This is a genomic window from Acinetobacter sp. L-24 (assembly GCF_056857555.1).
In genome coordinates this window covers 51709-71336 of sequence record NZ_JBSXNI010000034.1, presented here as the reverse complement: position 1 = coordinate 71336, position 19628 = coordinate 51709, and the positions used below count along the sequence as shown (strand labels likewise).

Annotated in this window: 18 protein-coding genes and 2 pseudogenes; 15 read left to right on the top strand and 5 right to left on the bottom strand. The window is 42.5% G+C overall.

From position 1 onward, the window contains the following. Positions 1 to 156 precede the first annotated feature (156 nt). On the top strand, positions 157 to 1500 hold the full coding sequence (locus AC13CK_RS04470; RefSeq protein ID WP_195725817.1) for a dicarboxylate/amino acid:cation symporter: 1344 nt from the start codon (positions 157 to 159) through the stop codon (positions 1498 to 1500). 159 nt (positions 1501 to 1659) lie between these two features. Next, a complete protein-coding gene (locus tag AC13CK_RS04465; RefSeq protein WP_425879878.1) occupies positions 1660 to 2802 on the top strand; it encodes an acyl-CoA dehydrogenase family protein in 1143 nt (380 codons plus the stop codon). 84 nt (positions 2803 to 2886) lie between these two features. On the opposite strand, the gene AC13CK_RS04460 is transcribed toward AC13CK_RS04465, so the two are convergent. Continuing rightward, positions 2887 to 3405: a DJ-1/PfpI family protein gene (locus AC13CK_RS04460; RefSeq protein ID WP_074383309.1), complete on the bottom strand. Its 519-nt coding sequence runs from the start codon at positions 3403 to 3405 to the stop codon at positions 2887 to 2889. A 488-nt stretch (positions 3406 to 3893) separates the two neighbouring features. On the opposite strand from AC13CK_RS04460, the gene pheA reads away from it, so the two are divergent. The 5 genes from pheA to AC13CK_RS04435 all read left to right on the top strand — a co-directional run bounded on the left by pheA (position 3894) and on the right by AC13CK_RS04435 (position 9403). Beyond that, entirely contained in the window at positions 3894 to 5003 is a 1110-nt protein-coding gene (pheA, locus tag AC13CK_RS04455) for a prephenate dehydratase (RefSeq protein ID WP_004645570.1), read from the top strand. Between the two features lie 66 nt (positions 5004 to 5069). Continuing rightward, on the top strand, positions 5070 to 6161 hold the full coding sequence (hisC, locus tag AC13CK_RS04450; RefSeq protein WP_425879879.1) for a histidinol-phosphate transaminase: 1092 nt from the start codon (positions 5070 to 5072) through the stop codon (positions 6159 to 6161). A gap of 3 nt (positions 6162 to 6164) precedes the next feature. Then, a complete protein-coding gene (locus tag AC13CK_RS04445) occupies positions 6165 to 8411 on the top strand; it encodes a bifunctional prephenate dehydrogenase/3-phosphoshikimate 1-carboxyvinyltransferase (RefSeq protein WP_425879880.1) in 2247 nt (748 codons plus the stop codon). Between the two features lie 99 nt (positions 8412 to 8510). Continuing rightward, positions 8511 to 8873, top strand: coding sequence for a hypothetical protein (locus tag AC13CK_RS04440; protein WP_425879881.1), 363 nt, complete (start codon positions 8511 to 8513; stop codon positions 8871 to 8873). Then, positions 8861 to 9403, top strand: a complete 543-nt coding sequence (locus AC13CK_RS04435) for a GNAT family N-acetyltransferase (RefSeq protein WP_425879882.1) — start codon at positions 8861 to 8863, stop codon at positions 9401 to 9403. Before AC13CK_RS04440 ends, AC13CK_RS04435 begins: the two co-directional genes overlap by 13 nt. A 33-nt stretch (positions 9404 to 9436) precedes the next feature. Here AC13CK_RS04435 and AC13CK_RS04430 read toward each other — a convergent pair whose 3' ends face one another. Continuing rightward, entirely contained in the window at positions 9437 to 10069 is a 633-nt protein-coding gene (locus tag AC13CK_RS04430) for an alpha/beta hydrolase (protein WP_425879883.1), read from the bottom strand. Positions 10070 to 10192: 123 nt separating this feature from the next. Here AC13CK_RS04430 and yaaA point away from each other — a divergent pair, with 123 nt between their 5' ends. From yaaA to AC13CK_RS04410, 4 genes are all read left to right on the top strand, one after another. Beyond that, positions 10193 to 10975, top strand: coding sequence for a peroxide stress protein YaaA (gene yaaA / locus AC13CK_RS04425; protein ID WP_005247421.1), 783 nt, complete (start codon positions 10193 to 10195; stop codon positions 10973 to 10975). A gap of 1208 nt (positions 10976 to 12183) precedes the next feature. Then, on the top strand, positions 12184 to 13506 hold the full coding sequence (locus tag AC13CK_RS04420; protein WP_004645563.1) for an NCS2 family permease: 1323 nt from the start codon (positions 12184 to 12186) through the stop codon (positions 13504 to 13506). 76 nt (positions 13507 to 13582) lie between these two features. Then, positions 13583 to 14584: an adenosine deaminase gene (locus AC13CK_RS04415; RefSeq protein WP_425879884.1), complete on the top strand. Its 1002-nt coding sequence runs from the start codon at positions 13583 to 13585 to the stop codon at positions 14582 to 14584. 45 nt (positions 14585 to 14629) lie between these two features. Continuing rightward, positions 14630 to 14983: a hypothetical protein gene (locus AC13CK_RS04410; RefSeq protein ID WP_425879885.1), complete on the top strand. Its 354-nt coding sequence runs from the start codon at positions 14630 to 14632 to the stop codon at positions 14981 to 14983. A gap of 43 nt (positions 14984 to 15026) precedes the next feature. Here the strand turns inward: AC13CK_RS04410 and AC13CK_RS04405 are convergent, their stop codons facing one another. Next, entirely contained in the window at positions 15027 to 15590 is a 564-nt protein-coding gene (locus tag AC13CK_RS04405) for a cytochrome b (protein ID WP_425879886.1), read from the bottom strand. A 20-nt stretch (positions 15591 to 15610) separates the two neighbouring features. Between AC13CK_RS04405 and AC13CK_RS04400 the strand changes: the two are divergent. From AC13CK_RS04400 to rnhB, 4 genes and pseudogenes are all read left to right on the top strand, one after another. After that, positions 15611 to 15958, top strand: a pseudogene (locus tag AC13CK_RS04400) (IS630 transposase-related protein). Between the two features lie 17 nt (positions 15959 to 15975). Next, positions 15976 to 16449 (top strand): annotated as a pseudogene (locus AC13CK_RS04395) (IS630 family transposase); the annotation flags it as partial. 246 nt (positions 16450 to 16695) lie between these two features. Next, complete coding sequence (locus AC13CK_RS04390) at positions 16696 to 17067, top strand: hypothetical protein (protein WP_004278974.1); 372 nt, start codon at positions 16696 to 16698, stop codon at positions 17065 to 17067. A 59-nt stretch (positions 17068 to 17126) separates the two neighbouring features. Next, positions 17127 to 17714: a ribonuclease HII gene (rnhB, locus tag AC13CK_RS04385; protein WP_312584351.1), complete on the top strand. Its 588-nt coding sequence runs from the start codon at positions 17127 to 17129 to the stop codon at positions 17712 to 17714. A gap of 94 nt (positions 17715 to 17808) precedes the next feature. On the opposite strand, the gene csrA is transcribed toward rnhB, so the two are convergent. Both csrA and AC13CK_RS04375 read right to left on the bottom strand, forming a co-directional pair. Next, a complete protein-coding gene (csrA, locus tag AC13CK_RS04380; RefSeq protein WP_004278972.1) occupies positions 17809 to 18063 on the bottom strand; it encodes a carbon storage regulator CsrA in 255 nt (84 codons plus the stop codon). Between the two features lie 250 nt (positions 18064 to 18313). Next, on the bottom strand, positions 18314 to 19594 hold the full coding sequence (locus AC13CK_RS04375; protein ID WP_004278971.1) for an aspartate kinase: 1281 nt from the start codon (positions 19592 to 19594) through the stop codon (positions 18314 to 18316). Positions 19595 to 19628 lie beyond the last annotated feature (34 nt).

Sequence of the window (19628 nt, the reverse complement as noted above, 5' to 3'; positions counted from 1 at the left end):
CTGAGTGTCAGATTCAATGCATGGCTGATTATCATTTTGAACATTCTCTTGAGCCTTTTGAGATTTGATCCGGTTCACCCTGAGAAGGGATGAAGAGGTCAGTATATTTCTCAAAATGGTCTTTCTTATTTTTGATATCGTTCAAGTAGATTTATTATGGCGAAACAACCAATTTATAAGTCACTGTATTTTCAAGTGATTGTGGCCATTATCGCAGGTATTCTGGTCGGGCATTTTTCGCCTAGTGGTACGCAAATTATCAATGGCGTAGAACAACATGTCCCTGGCTTGGGTGAACAGCTTAAACCGCTTGGTGATGCATTTATCCGTCTGATTAAAATGATCATCGCACCTGTGATTTTCTGTACCGTGGTGAGCGGTATTGCGGGTATGGAAAGCATGAAATCAGTCGGTAAAACTGGTGGTGTTGCTTTACTTTACTTCGAGATCGTATCTACGATTGCTTTGGTCATCGGTCTGGTCGTGATTAACATCGTCAAGCCTGGCGTGGGCATGAACGTTGATCCTGCTTCACTGGATACCAGTGGCATCAGTAAATATGTTGCTTCAGGTGAGTCACAATCGACTATCGACTTCCTGATGAACATTATTCCAAATACGGTTGTGGGCGCATTTGCAGAAGGAGAAATCCTGCAGGTTCTATTGTTCGCGATCATCTTTGGTTTTGCACTGCATAAGCTGGGTGATCAAGGCAAGCCAGTCCTGAAACTTATTGACCAGATTTCACATGTATTCTTCAACATCGTGAACATGGTGATGAAACTTGCTCCAATCGGTGCATTTGGTGCGATGGCCTTTACCATTGGTAAATATGGTATTGGTTCTCTTGCTCAGCTGGCACAGTTGATCATTTGTTTCTATGTCACCTGCGTACTGTTTATTTTCATCGTATTGGGCTCAATTGCGCGTTTTGCTGGTTTCAGTATCATGAAGATGATCCGCCTGATTCGCGAAGAACTTCTGATTGTACTGGGGACGTCATCTTCAGAATCAGTACTGCCACGTATGTTGAAGAAACTGGAACTTGCCGGTGCTGAAAAATCAGTGGTAGGTCTGGTGATTCCAACTGGTTATTCATTTAACCTGGATGGTACGTCGATTTACTTGACGATGGCTGCAATCTTTATTGCGCAAGCAACCAATACGCAACTTGACTTGTCTCATCAAATTACCCTGCTTCTGGTACTTCTGATCTCATCTAAGGGTGCGGCAGGCGTGACTGGTTCAGGCTTTATTGTGATGGCGGCAACTTTGGCTGCTGTAGGGAATATTCCTGTTGCAGGTCTGGCATTGATTCTCGGTATCGATCGTTTCATGTCTGAAGCTCGTGCCTTGACCAATCTGGTCGGTAACTCTTTGGCGACTTTAGTGGTTGCGAAATGGGTGGGCCAGTTAGATATGGACAAGCTGAACTATGCTTTAGCAAATCCTGCAGAAATTGACGAAAAAATGGCACAAGAAGGCAATAACGCTCACTAATTTTGAGTCTGTCTTTCATGTCTAAAAGGGAAGCTTCGGCTTCCCTTTTTTATTGACTGTGAAGTTAGTAAAAAGATGAATGCCGGCACATGACAGGGAGCAGGAAAGTCGATAGTCTGTGAAAAGGAAACTAAAATGATAAACAACAAGGACAATAGAATGCTTGCCTACGATGCCGATCTAGAATTATTCCGCGATAATTTTAAACGCTTTATGAACGAACATGTCGCACCGTACTACGACCGGTGGGAACGTGAAGGTCTGATGCCGCGTTCAGTCTGGAATGCACTCGGTGAAAATGGCTTCTTGTGTGTCGATGTTCCAGAAGAATATGGTGGCTATGGGGTGCCGACCGATTATTCCTTGATGCTGATCGAAGAATCTGCACGTGCCGGATACAGTGCCATTGCCACAGGTCTGTCTTGTCATTCCGATATTGCAGCACCGTATATCCTGCGTATTGGTACTGAAGAACAGAAAAAATACTGGTTACCAAAAATGGTCACCGGTGAAGTGGTCGGTGCGATTGGCATGACCGAGCCAGGTGCAGGTTCAGATTTGCAAGCCATGCGTACTAGTGCCATCTTGCAGGATGAATATTATCTGTTAAATGGCTCAAAAACCTTCATTTCCAATGGTCAGCATGCTGACTTGGTAGTGCTTGCGGTCAAAACCGATCCTCAAGCCCGAGCTAAAGGCGTTTCATTGCTGCTGGTCGATACCCATCTGGAAGGCTTTAAAAAAGGCACTAATCTGGACAAGATTGGTCTGCATGCTCAGGATACGTCTGAACTGTTCTTCGACAATGTTAAAGTGCCAAAGGACCAATTACTGGGTCAGCCGGGACAGGGATTTGCTTACCTGATGCAGGAATTGCCACGTGAGCGTACCGCCATCGCTGCCACCGCTCTAGGCGCCATTCGTGGCTCGATCGATGTGACCACACAATATGTGAAAGAGCGTCAGGCTTTTGGTCAGGCGATCGGTCAATTCCAGAATACTCGTTTTGTGTTGGCGCAAGCGAAAATTGATGAATTGGCAACTGCAGCATTTTATAACCAGAATCTTGAGCTTTATATGCAAGGGAAGCTGGATGTAGAAACTGCAGCGGCATTGAAAAGTTTTTCTACCGATATGCAGATGAAAATCGCGGACAATCTCCTGCAATTATTTGGGGGTTATGGCTATATGACTGAATATCCAATTTCACGTTTCTTCGTTGATGCGCGGATTCAGCGGATTTATGGTGGTACTAATGAAATCATGAAAGAGATAGTGGCACGTGGTCTGTTAGGACGTTAATAGCTCACTCATAAAAAAAGAGTCCCGAAGGACTCTTTTTTATAGGGGAGAACATGGCCAAGATGGGAAATATTTTTTAAGACTTTATGATTTTAAGACATCCAAACATTCATGAATAAAAATGGGTAAATCATTGGGTAGACGCGATGAAATCAACTGATTATTGTCATTCACCAGTTCTACATCATAATAGGTTCCACCCGCATGCTGTACGCGACTCGCATGCGCCCGGATACTGGTAATAATCCGATTTTTCAGCACATCTGCTTCACACAGTAATAAGGATGCATCACATAAACTGAAAATAGCTTTTTTGGCCTGATTGAAGGCATGGATGAACTGTAGCACCCGAACATCGGTAGAGAGAGAAACCGCAGATTCGCCCCCTGGAATCAGCAAGGCATCAAAGTCATCAATACTGATTTGTTCGATACCACGGTCGATGGTCACGGCAGAACAGCCATGCAGCCCATAGACCACTTTGCCTGCGTTAAGTTCGATATTGCAGACGCTATGATGGGCAGCCAGCAAGGCAGCCACTGGCTCTAGGTATTCTTGGTCTTCAAAATTATTTGTTATAAGTACTGCTATTCTTTTTGGCATGATTGATCCCCCCAACTCATGATTTAAATTAGACTAGCTGTTAAAGGTTGAAAAAACGTCTCCACTTTGTAACAGAGTAGTAATTTCATGTAAAAAATTTAGGAAAATCAATATTAAATAAGAGAGATGAGCGTGAGGAGCGTGCATTTTATTGTGAAAGATATCTCAGATTTTAATAGGTCAAAAAAGACAAGTACAAAGCTATTATTTTAATTTTCTTATGCTTAAAACCGCTATATAGATTAAGAAATAGTGATATTTCATATTCATTAAAATCAGTTAAGATGGACAGGCTAAGTTTACAATTTGATAATGTAAATCAAGCCAAAATGCTGAACTAAATGTTACCAGATATGACTAAAAGCGATGAGTGGTTAAAACCAACTGTCTGTTTTTAAGACTTAATCTAGCAATGTCATATTGCGTAACATTTTAAAGCTCACTATTGTTATACTGAACAGATAAGGTTTATGAAGGGCGACATAACAATGATCAACGACGATCAAAACACCACGACTTCTCTTGATTTGGCAAAAATTCGTGAAGATATCGATTCTGTTGATCAGCAAATTCAGCAATTGATTAACCGTCGGGCACGTTTGGCTGAAGCAGTGGCAAAAGCAAAATTTGCCTCAGAAGAGAATCCGCTGTTTTACCGTCCAGAACGTGAAGCTCAGGTTTTGCGTAATGTCATGGAACGTAATGAAGGGCCATTGTCTGATACCACCATGGCACGTCTGTTCCGTGAAATCATGTCGGCCTGTCTGGCACTCGAAGCGCCGCAAAGCATTGCTTTCCTTGGCCCAGTCGGGACTTATACCCATTCTGCGGTACTCAAGCACTTTGGTCATGATGCTGTGGTTCGTCCTTTACCGACCATTGATGAAGTTTTCCGTGACGTGGAAGCAGGCAGTGCCCATTATGGTCTGGTGCCGGTAGAAAATTCCTCTGAAGGCGTGGTCAACCATACTTTGGACTGTTTTAAAACATCGAACCTGAATGTGATTGGCGAAGTTGAATTACCGATTCACCATCAGTTCCTGATTTCTGAAAATACCCGTAAAGACAGCATCAAACAGATTTATGCGCATCAGCAGACTTTGGCACAATGCCGTAAGTGGCTGGATGCTCATTATCCAGGTGTGGAACGTGTCGCTTTAAGTTCCAATGCGGAAGCAGCACGCCGTATTCGTAATGAATGGCATTCTGCTGCAATTGCTTCTGAAATTGCCGCGAGTATCTATGACCTCGAAATCATGCATAGCAATATCGAGGACAATCCGGAAAATACCACACGCTTCCTGGTGATTGGTCGTGAAAAAGTGCCGCAAAGTGGTAATGACAAGACTTCATTACTAATCTCAGCGCATGATCGTGCCGGAGCTTTGCTGGAAATTCTGGCGCCGTTTGCCAAGCACAATATCAGCCTGACCAGTATTGAAACCCGGCCTGCACTTCCTGAAAAATGGGCTTATGTGTTCTTCATTGATCTTGAAGGCCATATTGAGCAGGAACACGTGAAAGCAGCCATTGAAGAAATTCGTCCTTTGGTTAAAGAAGTTCGCGTGCTCGGTTCATATCCTGCAGCTGTACTTTAAGTCAGCTATACGTGGTCAGGGCGAGGGTGCTGACCACTGTTTTATACCTAAAATTGGAAGTCTAAAATGTCGTTTGTTCCAGCCAATTCAGGCATCTCAAAATTAAAGCCATATCAACCGGGTAAACCGATCAGTGAACTTGAGCGCGAGTTGGGTCTTACCGATATCGTCAAACTGGCTTCAAATGAAAATCCGCTGGGTTGTTCAGATAAAGTCAAAGAAGCGGTCGCTGCGGAAATTTCTGAAATTGGCCGTTATCCGGATGGTGGTGGTTTTATCCTGAAAGATCAGATCAAGGCCCAGTTTGGTTTTAATCACGATCAGATTACCTTGGGGAATGGTTCAAACGACTTACTGGAAATGTTTGCCCGCGCATTCGTTTCAGAAAATGATTCGGTGTTGTATAGCCAGCATGCTTTTGCAGTTTATGCATTGGTGACTCAAGCCATTAATGCACAAGCGATTGAAGTGCCAGCTAAAGGCTTTTCGCATGACTTGGAAGCAATGGCGGCTGCCATTCAAGACAATACCAAACTCGTCTTCATTGCAAACCCGAATAATCCAACAGGAACCTGGTTTGAAGAAGCTGAATTTGAAGCGTTCATGCAAAAAGTTCCTGCCAATGTCATCGTGGTTCTGGATGAAGCCTATGTGGAATATTTCCCGGAAAACTTCAACAGCTTGAAATTCCTCGCGCAATATCCAAACCTGATCGTTAGCCGTACTTTGTCGAAGTGCTATGGTTTGGCTGCACTACGTGTTGGTTTTGCTCTGGCTTCAGTAGAAGTGACGGATTATCTCAATCGTATTCGTCAGCCATTTAATGTCAACCATCTTGCGATGGTGGCTGCGGTGGCTGCACTGAAAGATGAAGATTTTATCGCGCGTTCTCGTGAAGTGAATAAAGCCGGTATGGCGCAACTTGAAGCTGGTTTTAAGGCTTTGGGTCTTAACTATGTGCCTTCACGTGCCAACTTTATCTTGGTAGATGTACAGGCAGACCCATCAGCAACCTTCAATGGTCTGCTCAAGCAAGGGGTGATTGTGCGTCCGGTCGGTATTTCTAATCACATTCGGGTATCGATTGGTACTGAAGCAGAAAATGCGAAATTCTTGAGCGCATTGGCTAAAGTACTCGGTTTAGAGGCAAAAGCTTAAACCATGTCGCAGCCACTGTTTGAAAAAGTTGCATTTATCGGGCTTGGACTGATTGGTTCAAGTCTGGCGCGTGTCATTCGAGCCGAGCATTTGGCCAATGACATTGTTGCATCGACACGTTCACAAAAGACTTTGGAAGATGCTAACTCTCTTGGCCTGATTTCCGAAGGCTATGCCGATCCTGTAGAGGCGGTCAAAGGCGCTGATCTGGTGGTACTGGCATTGCCGGTACGTGCCACGCAAAAGGTGCTGGAAGCTATCAAGCCTTATTTATCTGCCAATACCATTATTACTGATGTGGGTAGTACCAAAGGTAATGTGGTCGATGCAGCGAAAGCGGTTTTTGGCGATGAACTGCCTGAAGGTTTTGTACCGGGCCATCCGATTGCAGGTGCCGAGCATACCGGGGTGCATGCAGGTAAAGTTGATTTATTTGTCAATCACAAGGTGATCTTGACGCCACTGCCAAGCAGTGCAGACTGGGCCGTCGATAAACTGATTCAGCTGTGGCAAGCGGCGAAAGCCGAAGTGATTTGTATGGATGTCGACAAGCACGATGAAGTGCTGGCGCATACCAGTCATCTTCCGCATCTCATGGCATTCAACTTGGTTGAGCAATTGGCCAAGCGTGAAGACAATTTAGATATATTTCGTTATGCTGCCGGTGGCTTCCGGGATTTCTCGCGAATTGCCGCTAGCGATCCACAAATGTGGCATGACATCTTTTTTGCCAACAAAAAAGCAGTTCTGAATGCTGTTGATGGCTTTGAACAGCAGCTCGCGATTATTCGCAAATTGATTGAAGATGAAGATTCCCACGCATTGATGGGCTTATTGGGTCATGCGCAGGCAGCTCGCCAGCATTTCAACCATATGCTCGCCAAGAAACCTTTCATGGAGAAAAATAAAGTGACACAACAATTTACCATTCAGCCGGGTGCCAAGAAATTTCAGGGTAAATTTACCGTGCCAGGTGACAAATCTGTGTCACATCGCTCGATCATGTTTGGTGCGATTGCAGAAGGTACCACACATGTGACCGGCTTTTTGGAAGGTGAGGATGCTCTAGCGACACTGCAAGCTTTCCGTGATATGGGAGTCAGCATTGAAGGCCCTAAAAATGGTGAAGTCACCATTCATGGTGTTGGCATGCAAGGCTTAAAAGCGCCGCAGTCTGCCATTTATATGGGCAACTCAGGCACTTCAATGCGTTTGCTGTCGGGTATGCTAGCAGCACAGAAATTTGATTCAGTGATGACAGGGGATGCGTCATTGTCTAAACGTCCAATGGAGCGTATTGCCAAGCCTTTACGTGAAATGGGCGCGCAAATTCAGACCACTGGTGAGCGAGGTACGCCACCTGTATCCATCACCGGCAACCAAAACCTGAAAGGGATTCAGTACGATTTGCCAATGGCCTCTGCTCAGGTGAAATCAGGGATTTTACTTGCAGGTCTATGGGCAGAAGGTGAAACTTCGGTGACTGAACCAGAACCAACACGCGACCATACTGAACGTATGCTACGTGCCTTTGGTTATGAAGTGAAAACCGAAGGTAATCGAATTTCACTGCAAGGTGGCGGAAAGCTGGTTGGAACCAATATTCAGGTGCCTTCAGATATTTCTTCTGCTGCTTTCTTTATGGTCGGTGCGGCCATTACTGAAAACTCGGATGTGACCCTTGAAGCAGTTGGCATTAACCCGACCCGTACTGGTGTGATCGAAATCCTCAAGCAAATGGGTGCGGACATTACAGTTGAAAACGAGCGTATTGCAGGCGGTGAACCGATTGCCGATATTCGTATCCGTGGTACACGTACCTTAAAAGGCATTCATATGCCGGAAGATCAGGTGCCATTGGCAATTGATGAATTCCCGGCGCTATTCATTGCGGCTGCATGTGCCGAAGGTCAAACCATCCTGACCGGTGCTGCCGAGCTTCGCGTAAAAGAATCGGATCGTATTCAAGTGATGGCCGACGGTCTTCAAACCATGGGCATCGACTGTACCCCAACTGAAGATGGCATCATCATTGAAGGTAAGGGTAAGTCCGGTGACTGGTTGCCAATCTTTACGGGTGGTGAAATTGAATCGCATCACGATCACCGTATCGCGATGAGTTTTTCGATTGCCGGTTTGCGTAATTCGGAGCAGATCAAGATTGTCGGTACTGAAACGGTCGCAACCAGTTTCCCGACCTTTACAGAATTGACCTCAATCGCAGGATTGCCAATTCAAGTGTCAGAATAATTTTTAAAATTATGTGAAACAGCCAAGCTTTTGCTTGGCTGTTTTGTTTATATTGCTTATGCTAAACCCATATAAGAAAAAAGCCATTTGGAAGTAGCGATGCGAAAATTAAAATTCATGGCCAATACCCAGAGCCAAACACCACGGGATGGTCAGGAAACCCAGGAATATGTAGCACATTTACTTGCCGAAAAATTAGGCAAATATGGTTTTCAGACCTTAAGCCAAAGTGGAGCTCAGGTTGCCGTCAGCGTGGAAGACCATGCGCTGCCTTTATCTGTGAGTTGCGAAACCAGAGATGAACAAGGGCATCTGGTTTGTGAAATTGCCTCATATCCTGAAGAACAACAGGACTGGCTGGATCGTATCACCGAAAGAAGTTTGCTTAATCAGCTTGCACAGGCAGTGGAAACCTCTCTAAAAGAGCAGGAAAGCTTTAGCGAGTTTGAATGGAAGAGCTAATTCAACAGAATCAATCAGCTTTGCCTACACTGCAAAGTCAACGCTTGATCCTGAATTGTTTTAAATCAGCCGATGCCAAAGAAACTTATGCTTCAATTACGCCGAGTTTGACACGTTTTATGGCGTGGGACCCACCACAATCTGAACAGGGATTTGCAACAGTCTGGCAAAATTGGCTGGAAAATATGACTGATTATAAAGAATATGTATTTGTGATCCGTCATATTGAAACACAAGAATTTATTGGGCTATGTGGTTTGCATCGACTTCATGATGAAATACCTGAAGTCGGTATCTGGATTCGTGAAACTGCGCATGGTCATCATTATGGACATGAGGCAGTGCATTGTGTTGTGGCCTATGCTTTTAATACATTAGGGATTCAAGTCTTAAGCTACCCGGTAGCAGAAGAAAACTGGGCTAGCCGTAAAATTGCAGAACGCTTGGGTGGAAAAATTCTCTGTTACATCGATAAGCCTAAATATCGGGCTGTGATGTATGAAATTTTTGCAGAAGATTTTGTCTTTTAATAAAAAAACCCATCATCTGATGGGTTTTTTTATTTAGCCAAGCGCTAAGTACCGGGTCATTGCGATCCGTAATTGCTTTAAATAGCCGGTAAAGAAATGGTTGGCACCAGGTAATACGGTCACTAAATGGCGTTGTGGCTTTGCCCATTCAATCATATCTGAGAGCAAAGTCACTTCATCGGCTTCACCGTGAATGAACAGAATGTCGCCTTTGATGGCTGGTGTCACATAATGACGAATACCAGCTACTGTTGCAGTCGGCAGACCACATAAAATGGTTTGCTTTGGTTGCAGTTCTACCGGTAAGGCTGCATAGCTTTTTGCCATGACATGCGCACCAAAACTAAAACCGCCTGCATAAAAAGGCAGGGCAATATGCTGGTTGCGAGCGAACCGAATGACTTCTAATACATCATCCGTCTCACCGAAGCCCTCGTCGTGTATACCTTCACTTTGACCAGAACCACGGAAACTTGGACGATACACAATACAGTCACGTTCCAGATACATTTGTGCCAGTAAAACCGGAACCTTATGTTGTGGTGTACCGCCTTGCAATGGATGGGGGTGACAAACTACCGCGAATCCTTTCACTTCACCCTGAGGATAATCCACAAAAACTTCAATCTGACCCGCAGGCCCTTGAAGAAAAATTTGCTCGGGCATATAAAAACCGATGATTAACAGGAGAATCGTGCATTTTAACGATTATGGTGAATAAAAACATGAATTGGAATTAAAATAAGCAGACTGATATAGTTTGATTAATCATTTTTTGACCAGGTTGCCATGCTCGCTTTAATTTCTCCAGCCAAAACTCTCGATTACGATACTCCATTACCGACTGACCAATTTACTCAAGCGAGATTATTAGAACATTCACAGGACTTGATCAACGTTTGTCGCACACTTTCTGCAACAGAAATTTCCAGCTTAATGAGTGTTAGTGAAAAAATTGCCACTTTAAATACCGCACGTTTTAATGACTGGCAACCGGATTTTAATTTAGCCAATGCCCGTCAGGCGATTTTTGCATTTAAAGGCGATGTCTATACAGGTCTGGATGCCTATAGTTTAAAACATGAAGATCTGCACTATGCACAAGACCGTTTACGCATGTTGTCTGGATTATATGGACTCTTACGTCCCTTGGATTTGATGATGCCGTACCGTCTGGAAATGGGAACCAAATTGGCCAATTCCCGCGGGCATAACCTATATGACTTCTGGGCACATCACATTACTGATCTGATTAATCAGGATCTAGCAGCAGCAAATTCTGAAATCCTGGTGAATATTGCCTCTGATGAATATTACAAATCAGTCAACGAGTGCAAAATTCAGGCAGACATTATCAAGCCGGTATTTCTAGATCAGAAAAATGGCAAATATAAAGTGATTAGTTTCTATGCCAAAAAAGCACGCGGTCTCATGGCGCGTTTTATGATTGAAAATAAAATTGATCGTATAGAGGGGCTAAAAGCTTTTAATACTGATGGCTATTATTTCGATGCAGACAGTTCACTCAAAGGAGAACTGGTGTTCAAGCGTGATGAACAACTGAGTGCATAAATGAGATGATTCCCAGTATCCAGCATGAGGATATATATGCCGGATATTGGGATGTCGTTATTATGGTTAGGTTCTTGAACTATGTACATGCATGTGATGTGAGTAGGGAATAATAGACAGCATCATGACAACTATAAAATCTGTAATTCTTGAATATCAGGTAGAGCTTCAAGGTAATTAAAAATAAAAAATATCGCTAAACATCTTGAAATCCCTAGCAAAATCTCCCTTATTTAGATCATTTTATTCTAAAAATTAAAGTTGAGCATTCTTGGAAAAGGCCGATAAAATAAATCGAAATAATTTCTATTGAATAGGTTAGATTTCATTTATCTCCATATCTTAATTTTGAATAAACTTCTTTTAGAGAGTTTGAAAAATATATTAAATTCAATTATTTATTGTTTGTTTGAAAGAGTTTTTAATAGTATCGATTTTTTGAAAAAAGAATTATAAATTAATTAAGTATTAATAAATAAAACGACATAAAATTAATATTTAGAGGATAAATAAATGCCTTCTATCGGGTTAAATGTAAACTATGTCACAAGTTTGTTAGGTTTTTTGTTAGCATAATTGCATAGTGTTACAAAGCAGCATAATAAAAATGAAAATATATGCTATCCCTGTTTTTGCCTTAATGATCAGTTTATTAGGATTTTGTGTCCATAAACAGTCCGAAATCAGAAAATATGAAAAGATCCGTCATGTCTTGAACGATGGACGTGATTCAAGCAAATTGCTGGAATCCAATCGGCATCGACATTAAGCAGCTTGTACTACCTTCCTCCCGGCAATTGGGCTAGATTAATAAAATTAAACTAATAATAAATATAATAAATTTTTTTCAATATTCATCTGGAATATATTAATTTCTAATAAAGTGTAAAATCAAATAAGCAATAATAAATCAATGTGTTATAATTTGCCAACGATCAGGATGAAGCAGAATCCATCTTGTTAAGCATTTGATTTAAATCGTAAAATAAAGCTGCATAAAGGTTATGCAGCTTTTTTGTTTAGATTTTTTTTGGGTTTTTATAGCATAGCCCTGGGGCTGTAAGCTGTTCCAACATTTTAACCCGTCAAATGGCTATGCTGGCATATTCGTTGCTAACACATCCTTAAAATTGATGAATTTTTTTATAAAGTTTCATTTATTTGACGGCTTGCTTAAAGCATTAAGTTTACTCAATAGGGGCTAGGTCATGACGACTCCTAATCCATCTTCAGAAAGTATGCTTGAACGTCTGTTTAAACTGAGTGAAAACAAAACCAGTTTCCGTACAGAAGTTCTTGCCGGTGTAACTACATTCTTAACGATGTGTTACATCATTATTGTCAATCCGATGATTTTGTCCGAAACGGGGATGGATCATGGGGCTGTCTTTGTAGCAACCTGTCTTGCAGCCGCGATTGGCTGTTTAGTCATGGGCTTGATTGCAAATTATCCAATTGCACTTGCACCAGGCATGGGCTTAAATGCCTTCTTTACCTATTCCGTCTGTTTGGGAATGGGTGTGCCTTGGCAAACAGCACTCGGGGCTGTGTTTATCTCCGGTCTTGTGTTTATTGCGATCAGCATGTTCAAAATCCGTGAAGCCATTGTAAATGCGATTCCAATGTCGCTGAAACTGGCCATCGGTGGTGGTATTGGCTTATTCTTGGCGCTGATTGCTTTGAAAAATGCCGGCCTGATTGTGGATAATCCCGCTACGTTGGTAGGTTTGGGTGATTTAAAACAACCATCGGTTTTGCTTGCATTATTTGGTTTCCTTCTGGTTGTTGTGATGCATCACTTTAAAGTGCGTGGTGCGATCATCATCAGTATCTTGGTGTTAACCGGTATTTCAGCAGCATTGGGTCTGAGTGAATTTAAAGGTGTGGTGGGCGCAGTACCATCGATTGCACCAACATTTATGCAAATGAGCTTTGAAGGTCTATTCACTGCCAGCTTAATCGGGGTGATTTTTGTCTTCTTCTTGGTCGATTTATTCGATTCAACCGGTACGCTGGTTGGTGTTTCGCACCGTGCAGGCCTGTTGAAAGATGGCAAACTGCCGCGTTTGAAAAAAGCACTTTTTGCGGACTCTTCTGCAATTGTTGCAGGTGCAGCGCTGGGTACATCTTCGACTACGCCATACATTGAATCTTCTGCGGGCGTAGCAGCCGGTGGCCGTACAGGACTAACTGCTGTTGTAGTCGGTATCCTGTTTGTTGCCTGTTTGTTCCTGGCTCCATTGGCACAGTCTGTACCAAGCTTTGCAACAGCGCCAGCGCTGTTATTTGTCGGTGTCTTAATGATTCAAGGTATCGTGCATATTGACTGGGAAGATATTACAGAAGCAGTTCCTGCATTTTTAACCATTGTATTTATGCCATTTACCTATTCAATTGCGGATGGTATTGCGATGGGCTTCATCAGCTATGCACTGATCAAATTGTTAACCGGTAAGGCATCAACAGTACCGTATATGGTCTGGATTATTGCAGTACTATGGACGCTTAAATTCGCACTATTTGGCGGCTAATTTTTCTAGATTTGGAAAGGGTGTAAACTCAGTTTGCACCCTTTTTTTATTATTTTAGGTTTCATGAGGAGAAGCGATGAACCGTCTTGAGTTGATTCGAGCTTTGCCAAAGGCCGAGCTTCATGTTCATATTGAGGGCACTTTTGAGCCTGAGCTAATGTTTGCGATCGCTCAGCGTAATAAAATTGCCATCCCGTATAAATCTGTTGAAGAAGTTAAACAGGCGTATAACTTTCATAATCTTCAGTCGTTTCTAGATATTTATTATGCTGGTGCTGCTGTGCTGATTCATGAACAGGATTTTTATGATCTGGCGTGGGCGTATTTTGAAAAATGTGCTGAAGACCGGGTCGTGCATACTGAAATGTTCTTTGATCCACAAACCCATACCGATCGTGGTGTTGCTTTTTCAACCGTGATCAACGGCTTGCAAAAAGCCTGTGATGATGCCAAAACTAAACTTGGTATCAGTTCACATCTGATTATGTGTTTCTTGCGTCATTTAAGTGAAGATGCTGCATTTGCAACACTGGAACAGGCCTTACCTTATAAAGACCAGATTATTGCGGTCGGTCTGGATTCAAGTGAAGTCGGGCATCCACCTTCAAAGTTTGAACGTGTCTTTGCTAAAGCGCGTGAAGCAGGTTTCTTGGTTGTAGCACATGCAGGTGAGGAAGGTCCGGCAGCTTATGTCTGGGAAGCTTTAGATTTGCTGAAAGTGAATCGTATTGATCATGGGGTTCGTTCGGAAGAAGATCCGGAGTTAATGCAGCGCCTGATCGCAGAAAAGATGCCACTGACAGTTTGCCCATTGTCAAACCTGAAACTCTGCGTCGTGGATGATATGCAGCAGCATAATATCCGTCGCCTCTTGCAACAAGGCGTGCACGTTACAGTCAATTCAGATGATCCATCTTATTTTGGTGGTTATATGAATGACAATTTTATTGCCATTGCTAAAGCACTGGATTTAAGCAATGAGGAACTCAAGCAGTTGGCCATTAACTCATTTGAAGCCTCTTTTATTACCGATACTGAAAAAGAGCAATGGATCAACCAGATCCGTGCCCTGGTTTAAGTTTTTAAATAAAAGGCAGGGTTCGCTCTGCCTTTGTTTTTATAGATGGATATGAAATTGAAAAATATAATTCTGCTCATCAGTAGCGTGTTGGTATCTGCTTGCTCAAATGCGGATATGACTTTGACACAGCGTACTTTAAAACCCGTGATTGAATACCAATGTGCAAAAGAATTGAAAGCATCTAAATTCTGGACTGCCTCGACCTATTTTATGCAGGACAAAAATAAAGCTGAACTTGAACAGAATGTCTGTTCATGTGTAGGTGAGCATGCACTCAAGGATATTCCGGCAAGCACTTTACTGAAAGCGACTCTGGATGAAGAAGTAAAGTCAAAACTCACGCAACAGGCTATTGCAAACAGTCTGAAAGGCTGCATGACCGAGTTCTTAAAATAAAATCAGCTTTGCAATGAAAGCTGATTGAGTGTGGTTTTGCAGATTATTTTTTAGAAGATTTGGATTGTCGGGTCATGCTGTTGAGTACGTGATCTTTATCGATAAAATGATGTTTCAGTGCTGCAGCAATATGTCCAACTAAAAGTAAGCCAACCACCCAGGAAAGCCAAATGTGTAGGGGTTTTACGATGGTGGTCACAGCTGGATTTTCTGCAATCAGTGCCGGCAGATTAAATAAATACAGCACCGGTGCTGGATAGCCCAGACTCCAGCTATATAAACATCCGGTGACAGGTAAGGCAATCAGCATAAAATACAAAGCCAGATGACCTGCATGTGCCAAAGTTTTCATCCGGGGTGACATCATGTCCGGTAGTTCAGGGGCAGGATGGGTATAACGCCAGAAGATTCGCACAACCAGTAGGAAAATAATGGTGGTGGCGATATTTTTATGCAGGGTGATGACATCGCCTTTAAAGCTGCCATCGACCTCATAACTTAAAAAATTCCCACTATAAAAACCAATCAGCCAGGCCGCAATAAAGATAACTGCCATGATCCAGTGCAGCCATTGTGCCGTGCGCGTGTAATATAGTCCACACGCCAAAAAACCAATACAATACTGATATGAGTTATCCAATACATTTTAGAAAGAAAATATTAGCCAAGCTTGAAGAAGGTCAATCTATCCGAGCGGTTGCTCAGCACTTCTAAATTAATAAAAATACAATTGTCGAATGGAAAAAGCGAATCGAAATAAAAAGAACTCGACCAAGAAAACCATCTAAAGTTGATGATGATGCCTTACGTGCAGATGTTGAGCAATATCCTGATGATTATCAATATGAACGCGCTGCTCGTTTTGGTTGTGGTACTTCTACAATTGGAGATGCGCTCAAGCGTCTAAATATTACAGTTAAAAAAAGACCTTACGGCACCCGAAAGCAAAAACAGAACTCAGAGAGCAGTATTTAAAAGATTTAAACCGATTAAGGTGTCAACACCCGATCATCTATTTTGATGAAAGTGGATTTAAATCTCATGAATATAGACCTCATGGTTATTCAAAACAGGGAATTCCTTGTTATGGAACATATAATTGGCAATTAAAAAATCAAACCAATGCAATAGGAGCAATCCATGAGGGTAAGTTATTTGCAGTTGGCTTATTTGATAGCAAAGTAAATTCGGATGTATTTCATTTTTGGGTAGATAAGTTTTTATTACCAGAATTACCCTCGAATAGTGTAATTGTCATGGACAATGCAGCCTTCCATAAACGACAAGATATACAAGATCTATTAGCCCAACATGGGCATCAAATACTTTGGTTACCACCTTATAGTCCTGACCTTAATCCTATTGAAAAAATGTGGGCATGGGTGAAAGCAAAAAGGAAAAAATGGTTGGTTAACTCAATAGATAAGCTTTTTAGTCGTTTCTTTAACGAGTGTATGGGTAATTAAGCGGTTTGACTATATTGTACTTTTTCCATGTGATTTTCGATTGCCCTCAAAGATGGATGCACCTTAGCAAAGGGCGAATCAACTCAGCAATTCCAAATCTGCAACGCTATGGTGGCTTTCATGCAACATCTATTGAAATGGCTGGGTGCAGATTAAACATTCAGGATGATTTATAGATTTCTTATTCAGGTGAATTTCGGCACAATAGCGTCACGCTTCATATATGAATAAACAAGGAACAGATCTGTGAAAAAATTATTGGCTGCACTTGCTCCGCTTACTTTGGTTTTATCGGCTTGTGCAACAACAGGTAGCCCTGAAACGCAAACTACGACTCAACAGCTGGGTGGGGCTGCGCTTAAAATCGCGATCAATGCAAAATGTACGACTGAGCTGAATAATATTCCAGCATGGCAAACAGCTACACGTCTAATGACTACGACCCAAAAGCAGAATATCCAGACTGAAATTTGTGGCTGTGTCAGTGAAAAAGCGCCACAAAGTGTAACAGCGGTAGATTTGGCGACTGCAGCAATTGACCCGGCAGCACGTGCGACGATTGTCGGCAATGTGGTTGCAAAAACCATTAACGCTTGTGTGGCTGAAGCTGTAAACTAAGCCAAGATTAAATTGAAATAGGCTGACTGGTTCAGCCTATTTTTTATGGAAAAATAGACATGAAGATTGCTGGTGTAGATGAAGCAGGGCGTGGGCCATTAGTGGGTTCGGTGGTCGCTGCGGCAGTTATTTTGGATCCGAACAACCCGATTGAGGGTTTAAATGATTCTAAAAAACTTACTGAGAAGAAGCGTGAAAAACTTTTTATCGAGATTCAGGAAAAAGCGTTGGCATGGGCCATTGCTGAGGCTTCTGCGGCAGAGATTGATGAACATAATATTTTGCAAGCTTCTTTGCTGGCCATGCGTCGTGCTGTAGAAGCTTTGCCAGTTCAGCCTGAGCATGTTTTGGTCGATGGTAATAAAGTCCCTCAAGGCCTTTGTATGAGCTGTGATGCCGTAGTGGGTGGTGATGCGCTACATGCTGAAATTTCAGCAGCCAGTATTCTGGCGAAAGTAACCCGTGATCATCAGATGATTGAGATGGATCAGAAACATCCGCAATTTGGCTTTGCCAAGCACAAGGGTTATCCGACCAAGGCACATTTTGAAGCGATTGCCTTACATGGCGTGATTGATGAACATCGTCGCAGTTTTGGGCCGGTGAAAAAAGTGATTGCAGCATTACAGCAGGGTATGGAACTTTAAGTTTTATTTAAAGTATCTAAGTATTTAATATTTTTATATAAAATGCAGACAAATTTAAAGCGGCTTAAAAGCCGCTTTATTCTTCGCACAAAAATTAACGATTAAAGTTATTTTGTGTCTGGCTATCGTCTTCATAAGAAGGTTGGTAATCTTGATCGATATGTTGAAGATGTTCATGCATTGCACGTTCATGCTGGATACGCTGGTAAATCTCTTCACGGTGCACAGAGACTTCTTTCGGAGCATTTACCCCGATACGAACCTGGTTACCTTTTACACCAAGCACAGTCACACTGACTTGATCACCAATCATTAAAGTTTCCCCGACGCGTCGAGTCAGAATCAGCATGTTTTTCTCCTTGCAAAATGCAAAACCTGCAATCTATTGAATGTAAAACAAAAAGCACAACCAAAAATTACAAAATAAGATCTGGATAGAAATTCTGTCATCTGGGTGAAAGATTTTAATCTATCTCAGCTGGTTAAAAATCCTCAGGCTTAATATAACAGAGCCACTATAAAAAAAACTATAGTGGCTCTGCATTTTTGTAGACTTTTATAAAATACTGTCAAACAATGACAATATTCTATCTTAACGCTTAAGCACGTGCGCTAGATTCGCCTTGTTCACGGTCTAAACCGAATGCGGTATGCAATGAACGAACCGCAAGTTCAAGATAATTTTCTTCAATGATCACAGAAATCTTGATTTCAGACGTCGAGATCATCAGGATGTTAATACCTTCATCTGCCAATGCTGTAAACATTTTGCTCGCTACACCGGCATGTGAACGCATACCGACACCCACAATCGATACTTTTACGATATCTGAACGGGTCGCAACTTCACGCGCACCAATTTCTTGAGCAGTCGCTTCAAGAATGGCTTTGGCTTTATTTAACTCGCCACGGTTCACAGTAAAAGTGAAATCAGTTGTACCATCTTCTTCAACGTTCTGGATAATCATATCCACTTCAACATTGGCATCACCAATCGGGCACAAAATTTTAGAAGCAATACCCGGTTCGTCAGGCACGCCTAAAATAGTTAATTTTGCTTCGTCACGGTTAAATGCGATACCGGAGATAATTGGCTGTTCCATGTTGTCTTCCAATTCAGTCGTAATAAGTGTACCAACGTTTTGCTTAAATTCTTCGTCGAATGCGCCATCGTTATCATTGTCGAAGCTTGATAATACGCGTAAAGGCACCTGGTATTTACCAGCAAATTCAACTGAACGAATTTGCAGGACTTTAGAACCGAGTGACGCCATCTCAAGCATTTCTTCAAATGAAATACGATCAACTTTTTTTGCTTTTGGTGCAACACGTGGGTCGGTAGTATATACACCGTCAACGTCGGTATAAATTTGGCATTCATCTGCTTTGAGTGCGGCAGCAATTGCAACACCTGAAGTATCAGAACCGCCACGCCCTAAAGTGGTGGTATTGCCATGTTCATCAAAACCCTGGAAACCGGCAACGACAAGTACGCGGCCTGCATCCAGATTTGAGTTTAGGACTTCAGTATCAATAGATTCGATACGTGCCTTATTGAATGAGCTGTCGGTTTTCATGCCAACCTGGCGACCTGTTAGTGATTTTGCTTCAACTCCAATTGAGTTCAGCGCCATTGCTAACATAGAAATCGTAACCTGTTCACCCGTAGATACCATTTGGTCTAGTTCACGTGGGTCAGGGGTTTCGGTAATGGCCTTCGCTAAAGCAAGCAGACGATTGGTTTCGCCACTCATTGCTGATACCACTACCACTACCTTGTGGCCGTGGTCATGCCAGCGCTTTACACGACGAGCAACATTTAAAATGCGCTCGGGAGTACCCATAGAGGTACCGCCATATTTTTGAACGATTAATGCCATAGTTGTTCCATATAAGCCATGACCCTGATGTACC

Bases quoted from the DNA above. Each gene is read 5' to 3' on its own strand.
- AC13CK_RS04470 (WP_195725817.1), top strand. From the start codon at position 157: ATGGCGAAACAACCAATTTATAAGTCACTGTATTTTCAAGTGATTGTG.
- AC13CK_RS04465 (WP_425879878.1), top strand. From the start codon at position 1,660: ATGCTTGCCTACGATGCCGATCTAGAATTATTCCGCGATAATTTTAAA.
- AC13CK_RS04460 (WP_074383309.1), bottom strand. From the start codon at position 3,405: ATGCCAAAAAGAATAGCAGTACTTATAACAAATAATTTTGAAGACCAA.
- pheA (WP_004645570.1), top strand. From the start codon at position 3,894: ATGATCAACGACGATCAAAACACCACGACTTCTCTTGATTTGGCAAAA.
- hisC (WP_425879879.1), top strand. From the start codon at position 5,070: ATGTCGTTTGTTCCAGCCAATTCAGGCATCTCAAAATTAAAGCCATAT.
- AC13CK_RS04445 (WP_425879880.1), top strand. From the start codon at position 6,165: ATGTCGCAGCCACTGTTTGAAAAAGTTGCATTTATCGGGCTTGGACTG.
- AC13CK_RS04440 (WP_425879881.1), top strand. From the start codon at position 8,511: ATGCGAAAATTAAAATTCATGGCCAATACCCAGAGCCAAACACCACGG.
- AC13CK_RS04435 (WP_425879882.1), top strand. From the start codon at position 8,861: ATGGAAGAGCTAATTCAACAGAATCAATCAGCTTTGCCTACACTGCAA.
- AC13CK_RS04430 (WP_425879883.1), bottom strand. From the start codon at position 10,069: ATGCCCGAGCAAATTTTTCTTCAAGGGCCTGCGGGTCAGATTGAAGTT.
- yaaA (WP_005247421.1), top strand. From the start codon at position 10,193: ATGCTCGCTTTAATTTCTCCAGCCAAAACTCTCGATTACGATACTCCA.
- AC13CK_RS04420 (WP_004645563.1), top strand. From the start codon at position 12,184: ATGACGACTCCTAATCCATCTTCAGAAAGTATGCTTGAACGTCTGTTT.
- AC13CK_RS04415 (WP_425879884.1), top strand. From the start codon at position 13,583: ATGAACCGTCTTGAGTTGATTCGAGCTTTGCCAAAGGCCGAGCTTCAT.
- AC13CK_RS04410 (WP_425879885.1), top strand. From the start codon at position 14,630: ATGGATATGAAATTGAAAAATATAATTCTGCTCATCAGTAGCGTGTTG.
- rnhB (WP_312584351.1), top strand. From the start codon at position 17,127: ATGAAGATTGCTGGTGTAGATGAAGCAGGGCGTGGGCCATTAGTGGGT.
- csrA (WP_004278972.1), bottom strand. From the start codon at position 18,063: ATGCTGATTCTGACTCGACGCGTCGGGGAAACTTTAATGATTGGTGAT.
- AC13CK_RS04375 (WP_004278971.1), bottom strand. From the start codon at position 19,594: ATGGCATTAATCGTTCAAAAATATGGCGGTACCTCTATGGGTACTCCC.